The sequence below is a fragment of the Altererythrobacter litoralis genome, assembly GCF_036324225.1.
GTDB classification, from domain to species: Bacteria; Pseudomonadota; Alphaproteobacteria; order Sphingomonadales; family Sphingomonadaceae; genus Erythrobacter; species Erythrobacter litoralis_A.
Genome location: NZ_JAZDQV010000006.1, coordinates 97,335 through 118,515, shown reverse-complemented (window position 1 = coordinate 118,515; position 21,181 = coordinate 97,335). Strand labels below are relative to the sequence as shown.

The following is a 21,181-nucleotide window of genomic DNA, read 5'->3' as shown; positions in this document are numbered from 1 at the left end:
CGGGATCGGATAAAATGATGACACGTAAACTCTCTCGCTCGCTTATCGCAGTGTCGCTTCTCGGCACGGTGGTGACGGGCTGTGCCGGTGGGGACAAGAAGACCACTCCGACATTGGGCGAACGGATTCCGGTGCTGTCGCGCATCGAAAGCGGCGCCAAGGTCGATCCTTCGCTGGCCGGCGTCAGCATCGTGCTGCCGCCTGCACAGGCCAATGCAGCCTGGGCGCAGGCTGGTGGTTCGGCCAGCAAGTCATACGGCCATCTTGCACTGGCCGAGAATCCCACCCGCGTCTGGACGGCGAACATCGCCGGAGCGAGCGACCGGCGGCGGCTCGCCGCAGCCCCCGTGATCGGCGGCGGCAAGCTGGTTGCCGTGGATACCGACGGGGTCATCAATGCGTTTGACGCCAAGATCGGCGCGCCCCTGTGGCGCTATCGCATGGAAATGGCGAGCAACCTTGCCGGTGCGGCTTTCGGTGGCGGCGCCAGCATCGACAGCGGGCGGGTCTATGCCACCAATGGCGTGGGCCAGGTCGTCGCGCTCAATGCGGAAACCGGCGCGGAAATCTGGAAGGTCCACCCGGCCGGCCCGCTGCGCGGCTCGCCGACCATCGCCTTTGGCCAGATTTACGTGATGACGCAGGACAACCAGATCTTCTCGCTCGATGCGACCGATGGCAGCCTGGTCTGGCAGGAAGGCGGCTCGGCGACGCAAGCGGGCGTGTTCGGCGTGGCTGCGCCTGCAGCCGGGCAGGGCACTGTGATCGCAGGCTATTCCTCGGGTGAACTGAGCGCCTATCGCTATGAGAACGGGCGTACGCTGTGGGCCGATGCGCTGGCGCGCACCTCAATCTCGACCGAAGTGGGCGCGCTGAGCGATATCGATGCCGATCCGATCATCGATGCCGGTCGCGTCTATGCGCTTGGCCAGGGCGGCCGCATGGCGGCCTATGAGCTGCTTACCGGCCAGCGTATCTGGGAACTCAACCTCGCGGGTATTTCCACTCCGGCTATCGCAGGCGAGTGGATCTTCACGCTCACCGACGACGCCCGGTTGCTGGCGATCGCCCGTTCGACTGGCCGTGTGCGCTGGCTGACCCAGATGCCGCGCTGGCGCGACGAGAAGGATCGCGAAGGCGCGATCTTCTGGACCGGTCCGGTGCTGGCGAGCAACCAGCTGTGGGTCGCGAGCTCGACCGGGCTGCTCTACAAGGTGAGCACTGGTGAAGGTTCGGCGCAATTGTTCGCCGATCTCGACCAGCCGATCAGCCTGGCGCCGGTCGTGGCCGACAACATGCTTTACGTTCTCGACGACAGCGGGCGGATCACCGCCTACCGCTGAGTTCGGCGTGGAAGGTCAGCCGATCGGCTGGCCTTCATCGGTTTCGTAGATGCGCAAATTGCTGCTCACCGGCGGGTTCGCTGCCAGCACCTTGCGGAATGCAGCCATGTGGGGCGAACTGCCGTGTGCAGCCAGCGCGTCGCGGTCGCGCCAACGTTCGTAGACAATCAGCACGTCGGGATCGGAGAGGTCCTGCGCGAAGGTGTAGTCAAGGCAACCGTCTTCTGCCCGACTGGCCGCCACCATGGTCTTGATCGTTTCAAGCGTATCCCCGGCATTGGCGATCGTGCCGGGGGCCAGCCGGATGGTGCCGTTGATCTGGATCATGCGCTTTCTCCCATTCAGAAGCTTTGCTCGTACACGCGGGTGATGTCGCCGCCCCATTCGCCGTTGTAGAGGTCCAGCAGGAGCTGGGCAGGCACCTTGCCGCTTTCGACGATCTCGTCGAGCGGTTCGAGGAAGCCTGTCTCATTGTCCCCTGAGGAATTGAGGCGCGCGCGTGACGCGAGCCCCTGGCGCGAGATTGCCAGCACATCGCGGGCGAGATCGAGCAGCTTGCCGCCGCCGGGGATATCCGCATCGAGCGCGAGCCGGGGCACGCTGCTCCGCAACGTTTCGCGCTGGTCCATCGTCCAGTCCTTGACCAGGTCCCAAGCTGCGTCCAGCGCCGACTGATCATAAAGCAGGCCGACCCAGAAGGCGGGCAGGGCACAGATGCGGTTCCATGGCCCGCCATCGGCGCCGCGCATTTCGAGGAAGCTCTTGAGCCGCACTTCGGGGAATGCCGTCGAAAGATGGTCCCACCAGTCGCTCTGCGTGGGCTTTTCGCCCGGAAGCACGGAGAGTTCGCCTTTCAGGAAGTCGCGGAAGCTGAGGCCCGCCGCGTCGATATATTTCCCGTCGCGGTAAACGAAGTACATCGGCACATCGAGCATGTAGTCGACATAGCGCTCGTATCCGAAACCCTCTTCGAACACGAAGGGCAGCATGCCGGTGCGATGCGGGTCGGTGTCCGACCAGATGTGGCTGCGATAGGACAGGAATCCGTTGGGCTTGCCTTCGGTAAATGACGAATTGGCGAAGAGCGCAGTCGCAAGCGGTTGCAGCGCCAGCGAGGTGCGGAACTTCTTCACCATGTCGGCTTCGCTCGAATAGTCGAGATTGACCTGGATGGTGCAGGTGCGCAGCATCATGTCGAGGCCAAGGCTGCCGACCCGCGGCATGTGCCGCAGCATTATTTCGTAGCGCCCTTTGGGCATGATCGGCAGTTCGGCGCGGGTCTTGTCAGGCCACATGCCGAGGCCCAGGAAGCCGACCCCGCAGGCCTCGCCGATTTCCTTCACTTGCGTCAAATGACGACCGGTTTCGGCGCAGGTCTGGTGCAGGTTTTCGAGCGGCGCGCCGGACAGTTCGAGCTGGCCGGCAGGCTCGAGGCTGACCGTTCCGTCATCGCCTCTCATCGCGATGACCTTGCCATTTTCCTCGATCGGTTCCCAGCCGAAACGCTGCAAATTCAGCAGCATGTCGCGGATACCGCAGGGTTCGTCGTAAGAGGGGGCATGGAAGTCGCTACGCTTGTAGACGAGCTTCTCGTGCTCGGTGCCGATGCGCCAAGCTGCCTCTGGTTTCTCACCCTTTTGCATCGGCGCGACCAGTTGGTCGCGCGACTCGATTATGGGGTCTTCCGCCCCTGAAGCTTCACGCGTGCTCATGCCAGTTGCTCTACGCAACCCAATCAGGTCGCGCCAGCGAATTGTTAGGCTGCGCCCCAGTCCCCCATGGCGCCCATCCACAGCGCGGTACCCGCAATCGCTGCGGTTTCGCCGCGCAGGATTCGCGGCCCGAGCGTGATCGGTTTGGCTTCGATCTTTGCGCGAATCGCGTCGCGTTCGGCATCATCAAAGCCGCCCTCGGGCCCAACCAGCAGTGCGGCGGGCGGCAGATGGGCGGCAAAGCGCGCGACGGCAGGTTCCCCGCCCATCTCATCGGCGAAGAACAGCACCCGATCCTCAGGCCATTCTCTCAGCAGCGCATCGAGTTTCACAGGCTCGGCGACCTCGGGCAGGGCGGTTCGCGCGCATTGCTCGGCGGCTTCGGTCACGATGCTTCGGGCGCGGTCGAGGTTGAGCTTGTCGGCGACGCAGCGGCGCGTGATCACCGGCTGGATGCGCGCCACGCCCAGTTCGGTCGCTTTCTCCAGCACCATGTCGAAGCGGTCCTTCTTGAGCAATGCGGCGCAGAGCCAGAAATCGGGCACTTCCTCCCGCGGTCTCAGCCGCTCGACCGCCTCCAGCACGACGCTGCGTTTGGACGTCTCGGTCACGCGAGCGGCCCATTCGCCGGTCACATTGTCGCACAGGATCACGGCGTCGCCCGGGGCAACCCGCATCACCCGGTCAAGGTAGTTCGCCTGGTTACCCTCGATTGGGACGGAAATGCCCTGTGCGAGTTCTTGCGTAACGAACAGGCGCGGGGCGCTGCGCGGGGGCCATGCGGGAGTTGCTGCCATGGCTTTGCACTAGGCGCGGGCACGGCTAGTGAGCAAGCATGAACGAACAGATCGTCACGGATAGCGAGCATCGTGGACTGGTGGCGCGCCTGCCGCAGGGCCCACGCGACCTTGCGCAACTCGCACGGTTCGACCGGCCGATAGGCTGGTGGCTGCTGTTCTGGCCGTGCCTGTGGGGCGTGTGGCTGGCGGGTGCGGGAGCGCAGTGGGCGCTGGCGGCATGGCTGCTGCTCGGCAGCGTGGCGATGCGTGGCGCGGGCTGCGTCTATAACGATATCGTCGATGCCGATCTCGACCGGCAAGTGGCCCGCACTGCGCTGCGGCCGGTGGCAAGCGGCAGGGTGAGCCGCAAGGCCGCGTGGAGCTGGCTGCTGCTGCTGTGCATGGTCGGGCTGGTGGTGCTGCTGCAATTGCGGCTCGAGGCGCAGATTTTCGCGCTCGCCAGCCTTGCGCTCGTCGCTGCCTATCCCTTCATGAAGCGGATCACCTGGTGGCCGCAGGCCTGGCTTGGCCTCGTGTTCAGCTGGGGGCTTCCGGTGGGATGGATTGCGCTTCGCGGTGACAATTGGGATGCGCTTGCCGCCGTCTATGCCGGCACGGTGCTGTGGGTGATCGGCTATGACACGATCTATGCGCTGCAGGATCGCGAGGACGATGCGCTCGTCGGCATCCGCTCGTCCGCGCTGCGGCTGGGCAAGGCGGTGAAGCCCGGCGTGGCGATGTTCTACATCGGCGCATTGGCGCTGTGGGGCCTCGGCTTCTGGCTTTATCGGCCCGACTGGATTGCTTTGCTTACCTTGCTGCCGGTCGGCCTGCACTTATTGTGGCAAGTTGCTACCCTTGAGGCAGGCGATGGCGGCAATGCGCTCGACCGTTTTCGTTCGAACCGGCTGGCGGGCGCGCTGATGGCGGCGGCCTGTTTCGTGGTGGGCAATGCTTGAGGACTGGGCCTGATGTGCAATCTCTACCGTATGACCAAGGTGCCAAGCGAAGTGGCTCACTGGTTCGATGCGGTGGATGCGCTGGGCGGCGCGAATTTCGGGGCTGAGGTCTATCCCGGCTATCCCGGGTTGGTCGTTGCGAATGGCGAACTCAGGCGGATGAACTGGGGCTTCCCCTTGCAGATGAAGGGCAAGAGCGGCCAGCCGCTCAAGCCCAAGCCGGTCAACAATACCCGCACCGACAAGCTCGACAGCTTCTTCTGGCACCACAGTTTCGAGGAACGCCGGTGCCTCATCCCGATCACCGCATGGGCGGAGGCCGAAGGGCCGAAGGGCCGGATGACGCGCACCTGGCTCTCCTTGCCCGACAGCGATTTGTTTGCCTGCGCGGGCATCTGGCGGCGCAGCGACGAATGGGGCGATTGCTACTCAATGGTGATGACCGATGCGGCTGGCGCGGCGCGCGAAACCCACACGCGCATGCCGGTGATCGTCGCGCGCGAAGACTATGCGACCTGGACCGGGGGCGGGATCGAAGCCGCGCGTGCGCTCTGTCGGCCGTGGGCAGGCGAGATCTCGCTCGACCGCACCGATGAGCCCTGGGCAGGCGGAGCATCGCAATCGCGCCTGCTGTGACGCGCAAACATCGGTTCGCGGATAAGCGGCTCGTTCATTGACCGTCTCCCGCATAGCTTACGATCTCGAATTCGATTCCGTCCCAGTCGAAGAAGTAGAACCGCTTTCCGGGTTCGTAATCCGCATGGTTGAAGGGTTCGAGCCCGGCTTCGACCACCACCTGCTCGGCCGCGTCGAGATCGTCGACCAGCAGGCCCACGTGGTTGAGCGGGGTGCCCTTTGTGTATCCGCCCTTCGCCTTCTCATTGGTGTAGACCGCCAGATAGGTCGTCTCGTCGCCGACATGGATGGTCCAGCCGCCGAGCTGCGAAGGCCCGCGCCAGCGTTCATGCCAGCCGCACAATTTCTTGAGCAGCTCCGCGCTGCGGTCGGGATCGGTCACAGTCAGATTGGCGTGTTCGAGTTGGCCTTTGGGCATTTCAAATCTCCTTTTGATCGATGGCGATCCGGCCAATGGAGAGGGTGGCCGAATCACCTTGCTTGCCCATCGTGCAATCTCAAGCTAACTTGAGGTCAAGGAATAAATTCACACTGTTTGGAGAGCCGCATGCCGCGTCATTTGCGCACCACCGACCTTCTGCCGATCGGCGATTTGGCGCGGCGCACGGGCCTGTCGGTTTCGGCAATCCGTTTCTACGAGGAGAAGGGCCTGGTCGAACCGATCCGCACGAGCGGCAACCAGCGCCGTTTCTTGCGGAGTGACATACGGCGGCTCAGCTTCATCCTGATCGCGCAGCAACTTGGGCTGGCGCTATCGGAGATCGAGACCGAACTGGCCAAGCTCCCGCATGGCCGCACGCCTACGGCAGGCGACTGGCAGGCCATCAGCAAGTCGATCAGGGGGCAACTCGACGCCAGGATCGCGCAACTGGAGCGGACGCGCGACAAGCTTGACGGGTGCATCGGCTGCGGCTGCCTGAGCCTCAAGCACTGCAAGCTCTACAATCCGGATGACCAGCTCGCCGCCGAAGGTCCCGGTCCTCGCAAGGTGCTGGGCTAGTCTTCCGGGCCGAGTTCGGGATCGAGATCGCGCGGGCGGGCGAAATAGACCAGCGTCCCGCAGCCGCTCGCCAGTTCCGACCAGTCGTCGATATCGAGTTCGAGCACGGCATAGGATGCGGTCGGGAACTTGCGCGCGGCCTCGAAGAAAAGTGCGTTCTCGTTTGCATGCGGCACAAGCTCGAACAACACTTCCTGCAGGCCGGGATTGTGGCCCGCGACCATCACGGCCTTCGCATCGCCCGCCTTGTCCATCACCGTTTCCAGGATGGTATCCGCGCTCGCGAGATAGATCCGCTGGTCAAAAACGGGCTCGATGTCGGGCAGCCCTGCTTCGAGCGTCTGCTTGACCCTTTCGGCGGGGCTGGCGACCAGCACGTCCCACTTGATGCCGTGATTGCGGATGTGCTCGCCCATCAGCACGGCGCCCCTGCGCCCGCGATCGTTCAGCCCGCGATCGAAATCGCGCTTCGCCAGATCGTCCCAATCGGACTTGGCGTGTCGGAAGAGGCCCAGAATCTTCATTTCTGCGGTTTCACCTCAGGCGGGTTCCTCTCCGACGGATTCGTTCACACCGGTGGCGGGGTTGCCCGTTCCGAAAACACCACTGGCGATGCGTTGTAAAGCCTCCTCAAGTGTCAGCCTGAGGACAGGCGTGCCGGGCGGGAAGGCGGTCAGCAAGCGGGTGGGGAAAGCCGGCGAGAGCACCACGAAATGCCCGGCATCCTCCTTGCTGCGGATCAGCCGGCCGAATGCCTGCGCCAGCCGCGCGCGGATGATCCGGTCGTCATAGGCATTGCCGCCGCCCGCCAGTCGCCGCGCCTTGTGCAATATGTCGGGGCGCGGCCAGGGCACCTGCTCCATCACCACGCAACGCAGCGAATGGCCGGGCACATCTACCCCGTCGCGCAGCGCATCGGTGCCGAGTAGCGAAGCGCGCGGATCGTCGCGGAAGATGTCGACCAGCGTGCCGGTGTCGATCGGATCGACATGCTGCGCGTAAAGCGGCAGGCCTTCGCGCGCGAGCCGGTCGGCGATGCGGCCATGCACCGCGCGAAGACGGCGGATCGCGGTGAACAGGCCCAGCACGCCGCCGCCCGATGCCTCGATCAGCCGGGCATAGGCCCCGGCCAGCGCGGGCAAATCGCCCTTGCGGATGTCGGTGACGATCAGCACTTCGGCGCGGCTCGCGTAGTCGAAGGGGCTGTCGGCGGCGGTGAGCTGAGGCTGAGCGTCGAGCCAGGCAGCGCCGGATCGCGCGATTGCGCTGTCCCAGTCCGGCCCGGCTTCGCTGCGGTCGGTCAGCGTGGCGCTGGTCAGCATCACGCCATGCGCGGGTTCGAGCACCACCTTGGCGAATGGCTTCATCGGATCAAGCCAATGGCGATGGATCCCGACGTCGAATTCGCGCGCTTCGCTTCGGTCGACCGCCAGCCAGTCGACGAATTCGGGGTCGGCCGGCCCGCCAAGCCGCTCCAGCAGGGCTTCCCATGCTGCGAGAGTGTCGATCCGCCAGGCGAGCGAATGGCGCGCGCCTTCGATCCGCGCGCGGCCTTGCGCATCGAGCCAGTCGGGCGCATCCGCCAGTATCGCTTCGAGCCTTGTGCCGAGTTTCATCAGCGGGGCCCTGATAGCAGCCAATGCCTCTTCGGCATCGCCTGCAGCCTCGATCAGCTCGCCCGGCAGCGCGGCGGCCTCGGTCTCGATCCCGTAACCGGCCTCCTGCCCGCCCGATTCATCGCGCGCATAGGTCGCGGCGCGTACTTGTGCCAGCAGGGCCTCGACCGGGCCCGACGGGGCGCCTTCGTGGATGCGCTGCAGCCAGCCGTCCGAAGGCAAGGCGTGCGCGGCTTCGAGCGCGGCCTCAACCGCATCGCCACCCGCCTCGTCATAGCTCGAGACGTCGGCGAGCCGCGCTGCGAGCCCGCGCCGCCGCCCGCGGCTGTTGCGCTCGGGCCCCACGATCCAGCGCCGCAGTTCGATCGCTTCCTGCCCGGTGAGCGCCGCAGCAAAGGTCGAATCCGCCGCTTCGAACACGTGATGGCCTTCGTCGAAGATGATCCGTGTCGGGCGCTGGCCGGTGTCGCGGCCGCGCGCGGAATTGACCATCACTAGCGCATGGTTGGCGATGACGAGATCGGCCTGCGCGGAGGAGCGCGCGGCCCGTTCGATGAAGCACTTCCTGTAATGCGGGCACCCTGCATAGACGCATTCGCCGCGCTGGTCGGTCAGCGCCGCGACGCCGCGCTTGCGAAACAGCGTGCCGAGCCAGCCGGGCAAGTCGCCGCCGATCATGTCGCCGTCTTGCGAATAGGCCGCCCAGCGTGCCACAAGCTGCGCCAATATGGCGGCGCGCCCTGCAAAGCCGCCTTGCAGCGCATCTTCGAGGTTGAGCAGGCACAAATAGTTCTCGCGCCCCTTGCGCACCACCACCGGCGGCGAGCCGTCCGGCCGCTCGGCGGGCCAGGCGCGGCGGCTTTCCTGCCGCAATTGGCGCTGCAAGTTCTTGGTATAGGTCGATACCCACACGGTGCCGCCCGATTCCTCCGCCCAGAGCGAAGCCGGTGCGAGATAGCCCAAGGTCTTGCCGATCCCGGTGCCCGCCTGCGCCAGCAGCAGGTGCGGCGCCCCACGCCTGTCTCGCGGGGAAAACACCTCGGCAGCGTCGCATGAATAGGCGCGCTGCCCCTCGCGTTGTTCGGCGCCCGCGCCGGTCAGTTGGTCGAGCCGGGCCAAAACGGCATTGGGTGAAAGCTCGACCTGGCGCGGAGCGGCGCGCTCGGGCGCCTCCTCCCATTCGGGCAGCTTCGAAAACAGCCAGCGTTCGGCCTTCGCCGGTCGCGCGAGGAATGGTCCAAGCACTTGCGCCCATGGCCAGCGCAGGCGCACGAGGTTCTGCAGCGCGCTCCATGCGCCTTCGCGCTCGGGCCATTCGGCGCTTTCGCAAATCGCCATCAGCGCTCCCGCTGCCGCTTGCAGGAAAGCCGGGACGTTCTCGTCGCCCTGCGGCTCCTCCAGCCCCAGCGCCTCGGCCAGGCCGCGCGGCGTCGGCACGCAGAAACGGGCCGGATGCACGAAAGCGAACAATTCGAGCAGGTCGAGCCCCGACAGGTCGGGATAGCCCAGCCTGCTCGCCACCAGCGGCGCATTGAGCAGGAGAACCGGCGTGTCTGCCGCCGCCATGATTGCGTCGCCCTTCGACACCGTGCTCGTCGCGCCATTCGGGGGTCTCAGCCAAGTGCCCGAATGGCTTGCATGGAGCGCGGAAAGGGAAAGCGGGGAACTCACGCGACCAGCGTTAGAACGGATACGGAACGGAGCGCAAGCGCAGGCGGCTCATTGTGCAACGATCATTTGCGCCGACTCTGTTCGCGCTTGCAACATGCGCCGCCTTGCGCATAGGGCGACCCGCATGAGCATGAACGATCTTATCGCCGCCGCGCGCGTCAACAAGGCCTGGCCATTCCAGGAGGCCCAGCGACTGCTCAAACGCTATCCCGAAGGCACCAAGCCCGATGGCTCGCCCGTGCTGTTCGAAACCGGCTATGGCCCGTCGGGCCTGCCGCATATCGGCACGTTCCAGGAAGTGCTGCGCACCACGCTGGTGCGGCGTGCCTTTGAGGCGCTGATCGGTGCGCGCCCGGAAGACGGCAAGACGCGGCTGGTCGCCTTCAGCGACGATATGGACGGGCTGCGCAAGGTGCCCGACAATGTGCCCAACCAGGCGCTGCTGACGCAGCATCTCGGCATGCCGCTGTCGCGCATCCCCGATCCCTTCGAGAAGGGGCATGAAAGCTTTGCCGCGCACAACAATGCCATGCTGCGCGCCTTCCTCGACCGGTTCGGCTTCGATTATGAATTCGTCGCGTCGAACGACATGTACAATTCGGGCCGCTTCGATCCGGCGCTGAAGCAGGTGCTGCGGCACAACCAGGACATTCTCGACATCATGCTGCCGACGCTGCGTGAAGAGCGCCGTCGCACCTATTCGCCGATCCTGCCGATTTCGCCTAGCACGGGCCGGGTGTTGCAGGTTCCGGTCGAAGTGGTGGATGCCGATACCGGGCTGATCCGCTTCGAGGACGAGGATGGCTTGACCGTCGAGCAGTCGGTTCTGGGCGGCATGGCCAAGCTGCAGTGGAAGGTCGACTGGGCGATGCGCTGGTATGCGCTGGGCGTCGATTACGAGATGTACGGCAAGGATCTGACCGACAGCGGCGTGCAGTCGGGCAAAATCGTCGAAGTGCTGGGCGGCCGGAAGCCAGAGGGCCTCATCTATGAGCTGTTCCTCGATGCCAATGGCGAGAAAATCTCCAAGTCCAAGGGCAACGGCCTGACGATCGAGGAATGGCTGACCTATGGCTCGGAAGAGAGTCTGGGCTTCTACATCTTCCCCAATCCCAAGAGCGCCAAGCAGCTGCATGTGGGCGTGATCCCGCGCGCGGTCGACGATTACTGGCAATTCCGCGAACGGCTGGCCGAGCAGGACCTCGAAAAGCAACTCGGCAATCCCGCCTGGCACCTGCTGCGCGCCAATGGCGGCTGGCAGGCCGAGGAAGCACCCGGCGCTGGCGACAGCTTGCCGGTGACCTATGGCCTGCTGCTCAACCTCGTTGGCGTGCTCGGGGCGGAAGCCGACCGGGAAGCGGTCTGGTCCTATCTCGGCAATTATATCGCCGATCCCGATCCGGCGAAGCACCCCGAGCTGGACGTGCTGGTGACGACTGCGCTCGCCTATAATCGCGATTTCGTGGCGCCGACGCTGAACAAGCGCGCTCCGGAAGAGAACGAGCGCGAAGCATTGCGTGCGCTCGATTGCGCGCTTTCGATCATGAACCCGGAAACGCCCGGCGAGGATATCCAGACAATCGTCTACGAAATCGGCAAGCGCGAGGAATTCGGCTTCGAAAATTTGCGCGACTGGTTCAAATGCCTATACGAAACCTTGCTCGGCAGCGAGCAGGGGCCCCGGATGGGCAGTTTCATCGCGCTTTACGGCGTCGAGAACAGCCGGAAGCTGATTGACGAGGCGCTCGAAAGATAGGGAGTGGCGCATGACTCGCGATGCCGATCCGCACAAGCTGGCGCGCGAGTTGCTCGGTCGTGAGTACGACGAGCTCGAGGCCGATGAGCAGCGGGTCCTGAAGCGCGTTGCGTCCGGCACCTTTACCGGGCGCGATGCCGACGAACTGGCCCATGCGCATGAGACCGTCGGCGACCGGCTGGCCGATCGGGTGGCGGCGATTGGCGGCAGCTGGGGCTTCATCTCGGCCTTCGCTGTGGTGCTGTTCGTATGGATGCTGGTGAACAGCCGGACGCTCGAGCATCTCGGCTTCCATCCCTTCGACGAATACCCCTTCATTTTCCTGAACCTGATGCTGTCGATGCTGGCCGCGGTGCAGGCTCCGATCATCCTGATGAGCCAGAACCGGCAGTCGGCGAAAGACCGGATCACCGCACGCCACGATTATGAGGTCAATTTGCGCACCCAGCTCGAAATCCTGCGGCTTTCGCGCAAGGTGGACAAGCTGGCGCGCAGGATGAAACGCGGCAAGGACTCCGAAGTCGAGGTCGACCCCCAGCCTTAAGTCGCGCGAGTGTGCCGCTTCAGCGCCACTTGCGGGTGCGATACCACTTGGTGATCACATATTTGATGCCCTTCACCACAGGCGTGCCGGCATGGATCGTGTCTTCATTGGGCGTGCCATCGGGCAGGGCATTGTTCCACACCATCAACACGCCCGGCCGGGGCTGGATCTTGATCCCGACATTGGTGAAATGGGTCTCTCCGCCTTCCTCGACATCGTTTAGGAAAGCCATGGCTGTCCAGCTGCGCTGGCCGCCGCGCTTGCGCTCAAGCTCCCAATATTTCTCGGTAGTATAGAACCAGTCATTGTGCGGCTTGAACTGCTGGCCGGGCAGATAGCGTTGCCCCTGTATCGTCTCCCCCCATTCCGGGTTCAGGCCAAGCAAGTCGTCGATCCGCCGCGAAATTCCCATCACGAAGGGATCGTAGGGGTCGAGATCGCCTGAATAGGAGGTGCGGAAGCCGCTGGAATAGTCCTGTTCGTGGAGCGTCGAGGGCTTGGCGGTGGCGTCGATCATCATGCACAATCGCACACATTCGGCGGAGGTCAGGAAATCGCCGAATGCGAAGATTTCCGCCTTGTCCGTGTCGACCTTGTAGGCTCCCGGATCGGCGGCGAGCCGCGTGCGCACTTCTTCGCCGGCGCGCTTCAGCGCGTCCTGGTCGGGAATGATGTCCTGCTTGGCCGTCATGCCGCGGGCTTAGCAAAGCCGCCTCAAGGTGCAAGCCCGTCCGGCATAGGCCGATCCGCTTGCTCGCGTGGATCGAACCGTTACTATGGCTGCGCAACCTGACGGGGAGATACGCGTCATGACGGAAGGAAGTTCAAAGCGTTACAGTGGTGTTGCGATGTTGCTCCATTGGCTTGTCGCCATCGCGGTGATCGCCAACTGGCGGATTGCCGAGGCTGCCGAACATGCGGCCACCAAGGAAGCCCAGAGCCAGATAATGAGCAATCACTTCTCGATCGGCATTACCATCCTGGCGCTGATCCTGCTCCGCTTTGGCTGGCGTTTGGTCCGCAAGCCGCCCCCGCTTTCGAGCGATTTTGCGGGTTGGGAACGGATGCTGGCGAAGGGAACGCATATCGTTTTCTACGTACTGCTTACGGTCATGCCGCTCGCAGGCTGGTTCGCGATGTCTAAATATGGCGCTCCGATCAGCGTGTTCGGCCTGTTCGAGCTGCCGCCGCTGCCAGTCGCTCCGGACCCCGAGGGCGCCAAGGCGATCTTCGAATCCCACGCGGCTGCGGGCACGGTGCTGCTCGTGCTGGTGGCGGTGCACATCCTCGGCACGCTCAAGCACACTTTGATCGACAAGGACGGCAATATTTTCCGCATGCTTCCTTTCGGCGAACCGAAAGCCTGACCTAAACGGAAGAACCCCCGCTGGCCTGGGCTGGCGGGGGTTCCTCGTGGCCGGAATGCGCAAACCGGCCGCTCGCTGAAGCGATTACCAGAAGAAGTCGTAGATCACGTCCACCACTTCGCCGGTGTAGATGTTCACCAGCAGCACGTCGTCATAATAGCGGACCCAGCGATAGGGGCCGTAGACGTCGGGCAGGCGATACTGCCACGGATCGTTGATCCAATAGCGCGATCCGAAGAACAGCCCGTCGAGGAAGAACCCGATCCTGAGCCGGCTGTAATAATGGTTCCGATAGGGCGAGTAGTAACGGCCGATGTGGAAGACATAGCGGTTCGAACGGCGATAGTCGTACCAGTCGTAACGCTTGTTCCTGCGCCAGTCGCGGCGATCCCACTGGCGGTAATCGCGGCGATAATCGCCCCGGTCGTAATAACGCCGCTCGCGATAGGCATGCCGCGAATCCTGCCGCCCGTTGCGATAGCCGTCGCGATAGGCCTCGCGGCGACTGTTGCGGTCCTCGTAATTTCCGCGGCGGTCTCCATCGCGATATCCCTCGCGATAGCTGTCGCGGTTGTCGCGGTAATCCTGGCGGTCGCGGCGGCTGTCACCGGTATAGGTGCGGTTGCGGTTGCCGTCGGAATAGGACTGGTTGCGCCGGCCGTCGCTTGACTGCTGCTGCTCGCGGCGTTCGGTGCGATATTCCTCGCGTGCGACGCGCCGCTCGCTGCCCGCCTGGTTCACGGCGGGGCGATAGGTTTCGCGGGCGGTGCGGTTTTCGCTCTGCTGCTGATACGGAGCCGAGCGCTGCTCGCGGGCCTGCTGGCGGAACTGCTGGAGGTTGGGCTGCTGTCGTTCGGCCTGCTGGCTGCGGCGCTCGCCTTCGTAATTCTGGCGCTGCGCATTCTGGGGGCGGGCCTCGCGGCGCTCGCTGCGGTTTTCCTGGCGGGCTTCACGCCGCTGGCCCGAGTTCTGTCGGGCCTGCTGGCGCTCGGATCTGCTTTCGACCTGGCGTTCCTGTGCGGATGCGGCGGAGGGCATTGCAGTGAAGGCGAGCGCGGCCGCTATGGCGGAAAAGGCGCTGCCCTTCATCAGCTTGGCAATAGTCATGGATCGGCTCCTGTTGCTGCCGCTCCACCACCTGCGGCACCGTTTGATGCCTCTGGTTACGACTCGGTCGCTGTCGTCAAACTGAACCGCTTGGTCACCCTTCCGTTCATGTTCGGGGGTGGCTTGATGAATGTCGGCGTCGCGTTTTCTGGGTCGCCAGCATCCATTCCTATTTTCCTACAGGGCCGCGATCTGCCAAGAGCGCAAGGTTCTTTGCCATCGTCGTATTCCCACAGTCCAAGCCTTCGCGGCCAAATGCGGGAGAAGGTTTTTCTCTTTCAGGACTATGTCGCATGTGTCGCATGGGTCAGCGAATTGATGAACAACCATGGCGAGCATTGCATTCTACCGCCGCGGCGGATTCCATGGTAATTTTGATTCATCATGCTCTTTGGGAGGGATGCCATGAAAATCCGCCTGCTGCTGATTACCGCGAGCGCCTTGCTCATCTCGTCATGTGATGCCGGAAAAGAGAACACGAACGCTGCGTCTACCGAGGCTGCCGCAAGCACCACGAGCGCTGCCGACGAGGATGCCATTCGCGGCCAGGTTGCTCGATGGCTCGAACTGATCAAATCGAAGGACGCGGCTGCAATTTCGCAGATGTACACTGAAGACGGCGCCTTCATGCCGTCCAATGCGCCGATCGGCAAAGGACGGGCTGCTATTCAGGAGAACTGGGCGGCGATGATGAGTACGCCCGGTTTCGACCTAACCTTCGCTCCGGAGCAGATCATTGTCTCGTCGTCGGGCGACATGGCGCTCGACCGCGGGACGTACCGCCTGTCGGTCGCGCCCGAAGGCACGGAGCAGATCGAAATCGGCAAGTATGTGGTCGTCTGGCGCAAGGTCGATGGCGAGTGGAAGGCCGCCGCGGACATAATCAACAGTGACCAGCCGGCCGGGGGAAGCTGACCCGGCTTGGCGCTCACTTGCCGCTAGCGGCCCCTAGCGCCAAATCACCGCGTCAGTTTCTTGTACGCCAGCCTCGTCGGGCGATCCGCAGCGTCGCCAAGGCGGCGGCGCTTGTCTTCCTCATAGGCTTCGAAATTGCCTTCGAACCATTCGACATGGCTGTTGCCTTCGAACGCGAGGATATGCGTCGCCAGTCGGTCGAGGAAGAAGCGGTCGTGCGAGATGACCACGGCGCAGCCGGCGAAATTCTCGATCGCGTCTTCGAGCGCGGCGAGCGTTTCCACGTCGAGGTCGTTGGTCGGTTCGTCCAGCAGCAGCACGTTGCCGCCTGCCTTCAGCATCTTGGCCATGTGCACGCGGTTGCGTTCACCGCCCGACAGCTTGCCGACGTTCTTCTGCTGGTCCGGGCCCTTGAAGTTGAACGCGCCGACATAGGCGCGCGTGCTCATGTCCTGCCCGTTGACCTTCATGTAATCGAGCCCGTCGGAGATTTCCTCCCACACATTGTGCTTGGGATCGAGGTGGTCGCGGCTCTGGTCGACATAGCCCAGCCGCACGGTCGAGCCGATCTCGATCGTGCCGCTGTCGGGCTGTTCCTTGCCGGTGATGATCTTGAACAGGGTGGATTTACCCGCGCCGTTCGGCCCGATCACACCGACGATGCCGCCGGGGGGCAGGGTGAAGCTGAGGTTCTCGAACAGCAGCTTGTCGCCATAGGCCTTTGAGATGTTCTTGGCCTCGATCACCTTGCCGCCGAGGCGCTCGGGCACCTGGATCACGATCTGCGCCTTGCCGACTGCGCGGTTGTCCTGCGCGTTCTGCAGTTCCTCGAACTTGCGGATACGCGCCTTGCTCTTGGTCTGGCGCGCGGCGGGCGTCTGCCGGATCCATTCGAGTTCGCGCTGCAGCGCCTTCTGCTTGCCTGATTCCTCGCGGCTTTCCTGCTCGAGCCGCTTCGCCTTCTTCTCGAGATAGGTCGAGTAATTGCCTTCGTAGGGGTAGTAGGAACCACGGTCGAGTTCGAGGATCCAGCCTACCACATTGTCGAGGAAATAGCGGTCGTGGGTGATCATCAGCACCGCGCCGGCATATTCCTTGAGGTGGTTTTCCAGCCACTGGACGCTTTCGGCGTCGAGGTGGTTGGTCGGTTCGTCGAGCAGCAGGATTGAGGGCTTCTGGATCAGCAGGCGAGTGAGCGCGACGCGGCGCTTTTCACCGCCCGACAGGGTTTCGACGCCCATGTCGCCCGGCGGGCAGCGCAGGGCTTCCATCGCCACTTCGAGCTGGTTGTCGAGCGTCCAGCCATCGACTGCGTCGATCTTGTCCTGAAGTTCGCCCATTTCCGCGCCGAGCGCGTCGAAATCGGCGTCCGGCTCGCACATCAGCGCGCTGATTTCGTTGAAGCGCGCGACCAGATCGGCGGTCTCCTTTGCGCCTTCGCGCACGTTTTCGAGCACGGTCTTGGTCGGATCGAGCTCGGGCTCCTGCTCAAGATAGCCGACAGTAATGTTCTCGCCCGGCCATGCTTCGCCGGTGAAGTCCTTGTCGATCCCCGCCATGATCTTGATCAGCGTCGACTTACCCGCGCCGTTCGGACCCACGATGCCGATCTTGGCACCTTGGTAGAACTGCAGGTTGATGTTGTTCAGCACCGGCTTCTGCGCGCCGGGGAAGGTCTTCGTCATGTTCTTCATGACATATGCGTACTGGGCGGCCATTGGGGTTCCTTAGGGTCGTCCTTTAAGGGAATTTCGCGTGGATGGAATTTGGCTGCGCAGATAGGGACTGCGCGGGGCAAGGGCAAGCTGGACTTGGGGAACGCGCGGGATTAGCAGCACCGCATATGAAAACCCCGCTCCTCGCGCTTGCCGCGCTTTCGCTCGCCACCGCTGCCCATGCCACCAAGCCGACGCCTTCTCTCGACGAGCAGGCCGACCAAGCGCTCGCGGGTGATGGCTGGGCGTGGGATTTCGTCGAAGGCATCACCACCGAAGTCGGGCCGCGACAGGCAGGGACCGAAGCCGAAGCGCGCGGGCGCGAATGGGCGATGCGCTGGCTCAAGGCACATGGTTTCGCCAATGTCGCCGACGAACCCTATGACATGCCGACCTGGGTGCGCGGCGAGGAACGGGCCTGGGTTATCGCTCCCTTCGCTCAGCCGATGCACATCACCGCGCTTGGCAATTCGGCTTCGACCGGAGCCGAAGGGATCGAGGCCGAAGTCATCTATTTCCCGAGCTATGCCGATCTCGCCGCTGCTCCGGCGGGCAGCCTTGCGGGCAAGATCGCCTTCATCAGCCATGACATGCGGCCCACGCAGGACGGATCGAGCTATGGCTTTGCCGGCCCCGCGCGCTGGACCGGGCCAAGCCTGGCCGCAACTAACGGCGCGATCGCAACAGTGATCCGCTCGATCGGGACCGAAAACCACCGCACGCCGCATACTGGCGGAACCAATTTTGCCGAGGGCGTCGATCCGATTCCGGCAGGCGCGATCAGCAATCCCGATGCCGACAATCTGGAGCGGATATTCGCCCGCGCAGATGGCAAGCCGGTCCGCATGAGGTTGGTGCTGACGCCGCAGAATCTTGGCACAACCAAGAGCGGCAATGTCGTGGGCGAGATCGTTGGGCGCGATCCCTCGCTTCCCCCGGTGCTGGTTGCGTGCCATCTCGACAGCTGGGATCTGGGCACCGGCGCGATCGACGATGGTGCGGGATGCGGGATCGTTGCCGCGGCGGCGCTGCATGTCCAGCGTACCGGCCAGCCGCTGCGCACCGTGCGCGTGCTCTTCGCCGGGGCGGAAGAGACCGGCCTGTGGGGCAGCAAGGCCTATGCCGCCGCGCATCGCGACGAACCGATCGGGGTAGGGCTGGAGAGCGATTTCGGGGCCGACCGGATTTGGCGCTTCGACAGCAACTTCAGCACCGCCAATTCCGAATTGCATGGGCGGATCGCCCGAGCTGTGGCGCGTTTCGGCGTGGCGACCTCGAACAACGTAGCCAATGGCGGGGCGGATATCGAGATCGCCCGTGTCCAGCAAACCGCGATTATCGACCTCAAGCAGGACGGCACGCGCTATTTCGACTTGCACCACACGCCTGACGACACGCTCGACAAGATCGATCCGGTGCAGCTGCGGCAGAATGTGGCGGTGTGGACCCAGGTGGTCGGAATCCTCGCCAATGAGGCTGAACCGATCAAACCGGCGCCGATCAGGCCTGACGCTCCGCCAGTCATGCACCAGTAATCGCTCGCCAATTCAGGCCCTGCAGCGCGAATTCGTGGCCATTTGGCAACGCGTGACAGAATAGAGACAGCGTTTCCCCCGCTGCAAATTGACCTCGCGCAGTTTTGCGGACAGAGGCCGTGCCAGTTTTAGACTACCATTGGGTCCAATCGCCCGGATCGACGCTGACTCTCTCCTTTGGCAGCGCGATCCCGCCAACAGGGGTATATCGACCATGCGTAACACGCGTCTTCTTGCCACTGCGGCCAGCGCCGCCATCGCCACCACCCTTTTCAGCGCCGCACCCGCCTTTGCGCAGGATGCCGGTGCCACCGCCGAAGACCAGGACGGCGTCGGCGTCATCATCGTCACCGCGCAGCGCCGCGAGGAAAACCTGCAGGAGATCCCGGTCTCGGTCGGCACGCTCGGCGGCGAAGCGCTGCAAGTCGTGACCAGCGCCGGTGCCGATATCCGCGCGCTTTCGGGCCGCGTGCCCAGCCTGAATATCGAAAGCTCGTTCGGCCGCACCTTCCCGCGCTTCTACATCCGCGGCCTCGGCAACACCGACTTCGACCTCAATGCCTCGCAGCCGGTCAGCCTCGTCTATGACGACGTCGTGCTGGAAAACCCGATCCTGAAGGGCTTCCCGATCTTCGACCTCGACCGCGTTGAAGTGCTGCGCGGCCCGCAGGGCACGCTGTTCGGCCGCAACACGCCGGCCGGCATCGTCAAGTTCGACACGGTCAAGCCGGGCAAGGGCGACAACTATATCCGCGGCAGCTACGGCCGCTTTGACTCGATCAATGTCGAAGGTGCGGTCGGCGGCCAGCTGAGCGACACTGTCGCGGTTCGTGCTTCGGGCCTCTACCAGGGCCGCAGCGACTGGGTCGACAATATCGACAACGGTCCGGGCGACGACCTTGAGGGTTATGATGAAGTGGCGCTGCGCCTGCAGGTCCAGCTTGATCCGACCGAGGATCTCTCGCTGCGCCTGATTGGCCAGTATCGCGACCTCGACGGCACCGCGCGCGTATTCCGCGCCAATGCATTTGCCGCCGGCAGCAATGACCTGATCGGTCTGGGAGGCCCCTCGACCAAGTTCAAGCGTGGCGAAGTGCGCGCCGACGGAATCAACTTCCAGAAGCTCGAAACCTACAACCTCGGCGCGGTGCTCGAATATGATTTCGGTGCCGTCACCCTGACGTCGGTGACCAGCTACTGGAACGGCAACCTCTATTCGCGCGGCGACATCGACGGCGGCTTCGGCAATGCCTTCGCCCCGGAAATGGGCCCGGGCGTGATCCCGTTCTCGGCTCAGTCGCAGGACAACATCCCCAGCCTCGACCAGTTCACGCAGGAAGTGCGGATTGCTTCGAACGATGGCGGCCCGCTCGGCTACCAGGCGGGCGTGTTCTATTTCAACGAGAAGCTGGACATCGAGACATTCGATTTCGGCACGCCTGACGACACTTCGCCTGACGCGATCGCGCTGCAGCGCCAGGTCAGCGATGCATGGGGCGTGTTCGGCTCGCTGTTCTACGAATTCGACAATGGCATCCGCCTGCAGGCGGGCGCGCGTTACAATGACGACAACCGCGATTTCACGGCGTCGCGCCCAGTCGATACCCGTCCTGACTTCCTCGGCTTTCTCGGCCCGGTAGCTCCGATCTCGACTTCGGTCAGCGACAGCGTCCTGACCTGGGACCTCGCAGCGACCGTTCCGACTTCGGAAGACGTCAACTTCTACGCTCGCGTGGCTCGCGGCTATCGTGCCCCGTCGATCCAGGGCCGCCTGGCCTTCGGTCGCGACATTTCGGTCGCCGATAGCGAAACCACGATGAGCTACGAAGCGGGCGTCAAGACGATCCTCGCCGACGGCAAGGTTCGCTTCAACCTCGGCGGCTTCTATTTCACCACCGAAGACCTGCAGCTGACTGCCGTCGGCGGCGCCAACAACTTCACCACGCTGCTCAATGCGGACCAGGTCGAAGGCTACGGCTTCGAAGCCGAACTGCAGGCACGCCCGATGGCTGGTGTCGAATTCGCTGCGGGCCTGTCGTATAACGACACGCAGATCAACGACCCGAACGCCTATGTCGCTGGTTGCGCAGCGCCGTGCACCGTGCTCGATCCCGAGCGTACGGTCGGGAGCGGCATCTACTCGATCGACGGCAACCGCTTGCCGCAGGCACCGAAGTGGACCGCCAACTGGTCGCTTGGCCTGAGCGAGAAGATCCCCGGCACGGCTGGCGAGTTCTATCTCTTCACCGATTGGGCCTATCGCTCGAAGGTGCAGTTCTTCCTGTACCAGTCGGTCGAGTTCAGCGACGATTCGATGCTCGAAGGCGGCCTCCGCATCGGCTATCGCACCGATCGCTATGACTTCGCGCTGTTCGGCCGCAACATCACCAATGATGTATCGGCAGTGTCGGGCATCGACTTCAACAACCTCACCGCGATGGTCAACGAACCGCGCATCTGGGGTGTGGAAGCCGGCATCACTTTCTGATCCCGGCCTGATACGAAGCTAGAAGGGGCCGCGTGCTT

General features: G+C 63.8%; 19 protein-coding genes. 10 read left to right on the top strand and 9 right to left on the bottom strand.

The window, feature by feature from the left end; all coding sequences use genetic code 11:
• Positions 1–14: 14 nt before the first annotated feature.
• Positions 15–1,343, top strand: a complete 1,329-nt coding sequence (locus VRS74_RS07840; protein WP_354144687.1) for an outer membrane protein assembly factor BamB family protein — start codon at positions 15–17, stop codon at positions 1,341–1,343.
• 15 nt (positions 1,344–1,358) lie between these two features.
• Here VRS74_RS07840 and VRS74_RS07835 read toward each other — a convergent pair whose 3' ends face one another.
• From VRS74_RS07835 to VRS74_RS07825, 3 genes are read right to left on the bottom strand one after another with little or no spacing between them, the layout of a single operon-like run.
• Positions 1,359–1,670 carry a putative quinol monooxygenase gene (locus VRS74_RS07835; protein ID WP_354144686.1) on the bottom strand — a complete coding sequence of 104 codons (312 nt, stop codon included), beginning with the start codon at positions 1,668–1,670 and terminating at the stop codon, positions 1,359–1,361.
• Between the two features lie 14 nt (positions 1,671–1,684).
• Positions 1,685–3,055, bottom strand: a complete 1,371-nt coding sequence (locus VRS74_RS07830) for a glutamate--cysteine ligase (RefSeq protein WP_354144685.1) — start codon at positions 3,053–3,055, stop codon at positions 1,685–1,687.
• Between the two features lie 44 nt (positions 3,056–3,099).
• Complete coding sequence (locus VRS74_RS07825) at positions 3,100–3,852, bottom strand: 16S rRNA (uracil(1498)-N(3))-methyltransferase (RefSeq protein WP_354144684.1); 753 nt, start codon at positions 3,850–3,852, stop codon at positions 3,100–3,102.
• Between the two features lie 38 nt (positions 3,853–3,890).
• Here VRS74_RS07825 and ubiA point away from each other — a divergent pair, with 38 nt between their 5' ends.
• Together ubiA and VRS74_RS07815 are read left to right on the top strand one after the other, a co-directional pair.
• Positions 3,891–4,793 (top strand): 4-hydroxybenzoate octaprenyltransferase, encoded by a 903-nt coding sequence (ubiA, locus tag VRS74_RS07820; RefSeq protein WP_354144683.1) that lies wholly within the window; start codon positions 3,891–3,893, stop codon positions 4,791–4,793.
• Between the two features lie 12 nt (positions 4,794–4,805).
• Entirely contained in the window at positions 4,806–5,429 is a 624-nt protein-coding gene (locus VRS74_RS07815) for an SOS response-associated peptidase (RefSeq protein WP_354144682.1), read from the top strand.
• 34 nt (positions 5,430–5,463) lie between these two features.
• On the opposite strand, the gene VRS74_RS07810 is transcribed toward VRS74_RS07815, so the two are convergent.
• On the bottom strand, positions 5,464–5,847 hold the full coding sequence (locus VRS74_RS07810) for a VOC family protein (protein WP_354144681.1): 384 nt from the start codon (positions 5,845–5,847) through the stop codon (positions 5,464–5,466).
• Between the two features lie 129 nt (positions 5,848–5,976).
• Between VRS74_RS07810 and soxR the strand changes: the two genes are divergently transcribed.
• On the top strand, positions 5,977–6,429 hold the full coding sequence (gene soxR / locus VRS74_RS07805; protein ID WP_354144680.1) for a redox-sensitive transcriptional activator SoxR: 453 nt from the start codon (positions 5,977–5,979) through the stop codon (positions 6,427–6,429).
• Here soxR and VRS74_RS07800 read toward each other — a convergent pair.
• A complete protein-coding gene (locus VRS74_RS07800; protein ID WP_354144679.1) occupies positions 6,426–6,953 on the bottom strand; it encodes a SixA phosphatase family protein in 528 nt (175 codons plus the stop codon). The two genes, soxR and VRS74_RS07800, sit on opposite strands and share 4 nt — an antisense overlap.
• Positions 6,954–6,968: 15 nt before the next feature.
• The gene (locus tag VRS74_RS07795; RefSeq protein ID WP_354144678.1) at positions 6,969–9,611 is read right to left on the bottom strand and encodes an ATP-dependent DNA helicase; all 2,643 of its coding nucleotides are present in this window, start codon (positions 9,609–9,611) and stop codon (positions 6,969–6,971) included.
• A 229-nt stretch (positions 9,612–9,840) separates the two neighbouring features.
• Here VRS74_RS07795 and VRS74_RS07790 point away from each other — a divergent pair, with 229 nt between their 5' ends.
• Together VRS74_RS07790 and VRS74_RS07785 are read left to right on the top strand one after the other, a co-directional pair.
• Positions 9,841–11,472 carry a lysine--tRNA ligase gene (locus VRS74_RS07790; protein ID WP_354144677.1) on the top strand — a complete coding sequence of 544 codons (1,632 nt, stop codon included), beginning with the start codon at positions 9,841–9,843 and terminating at the stop codon, positions 11,470–11,472.
• A gap of 10 nt (positions 11,473–11,482) precedes the next feature.
• Positions 11,483–12,016, top strand: coding sequence for a DUF1003 domain-containing protein (locus VRS74_RS07785; RefSeq protein ID WP_354144676.1), 534 nt, complete (start codon positions 11,483–11,485; stop codon positions 12,014–12,016).
• A 19-nt stretch (positions 12,017–12,035) separates the two neighbouring features.
• Here VRS74_RS07785 and VRS74_RS07780 read toward each other — a convergent pair whose 3' ends face one another.
• Positions 12,036–12,707: a prolyl hydroxylase family protein gene (locus VRS74_RS07780; protein ID WP_354144675.1), complete on the bottom strand. Its 672-nt coding sequence runs from the start codon at positions 12,705–12,707 to the stop codon at positions 12,036–12,038.
• 118 nt (positions 12,708–12,825) lie between these two features.
• On the opposite strand from VRS74_RS07780, the gene VRS74_RS07775 reads away from it, so the two are divergent.
• Entirely contained in the window at positions 12,826–13,383 is a 558-nt protein-coding gene (locus tag VRS74_RS07775; RefSeq protein ID WP_354144674.1) for a cytochrome b, read from the top strand.
• Between the two features lie 84 nt (positions 13,384–13,467).
• On the opposite strand, the gene VRS74_RS07770 is transcribed toward VRS74_RS07775, so the two are convergent.
• Positions 13,468–14,490, bottom strand: coding sequence for an RcnB family protein (locus tag VRS74_RS07770; protein ID WP_354144673.1), 1,023 nt, complete (start codon positions 14,488–14,490; stop codon positions 13,468–13,470).
• Positions 14,491–14,895: 405 nt separating this feature from the next.
• On the opposite strand from VRS74_RS07770, the gene VRS74_RS07765 reads away from it, so the two are divergent.
• Positions 14,896–15,405, top strand: a complete 510-nt coding sequence (locus VRS74_RS07765) for a YybH family protein (protein ID WP_354144672.1) — start codon at positions 14,896–14,898, stop codon at positions 15,403–15,405.
• 44 nt (positions 15,406–15,449) lie between these two features.
• Here the strand turns inward: VRS74_RS07765 and ettA are convergent, their stop codons facing one another.
• Complete coding sequence (ettA, locus tag VRS74_RS07760; protein WP_354144671.1) at positions 15,450–17,123, bottom strand: energy-dependent translational throttle protein EttA; 1,674 nt, start codon at positions 17,121–17,123, stop codon at positions 15,450–15,452.
• Positions 17,124–17,248: 125 nt separating this feature from the next.
• On the opposite strand from ettA, the gene VRS74_RS07755 reads away from it, so the two are divergent.
• Both VRS74_RS07755 and VRS74_RS07750 read left to right on the top strand, forming a co-directional pair.
• Positions 17,249–18,655 carry a M20/M25/M40 family metallo-hydrolase gene (locus VRS74_RS07755; RefSeq protein WP_354144670.1) on the top strand — a complete coding sequence of 469 codons (1,407 nt, stop codon included), beginning with the start codon at positions 17,249–17,251 and terminating at the stop codon, positions 18,653–18,655.
• 214 nt (positions 18,656–18,869) lie between these two features.
• Complete coding sequence (locus VRS74_RS07750; protein ID WP_354144669.1) at positions 18,870–21,143, top strand: TonB-dependent receptor; 2,274 nt, start codon at positions 18,870–18,872, stop codon at positions 21,141–21,143.
• Positions 21,144–21,181 lie beyond the last annotated feature (38 nt).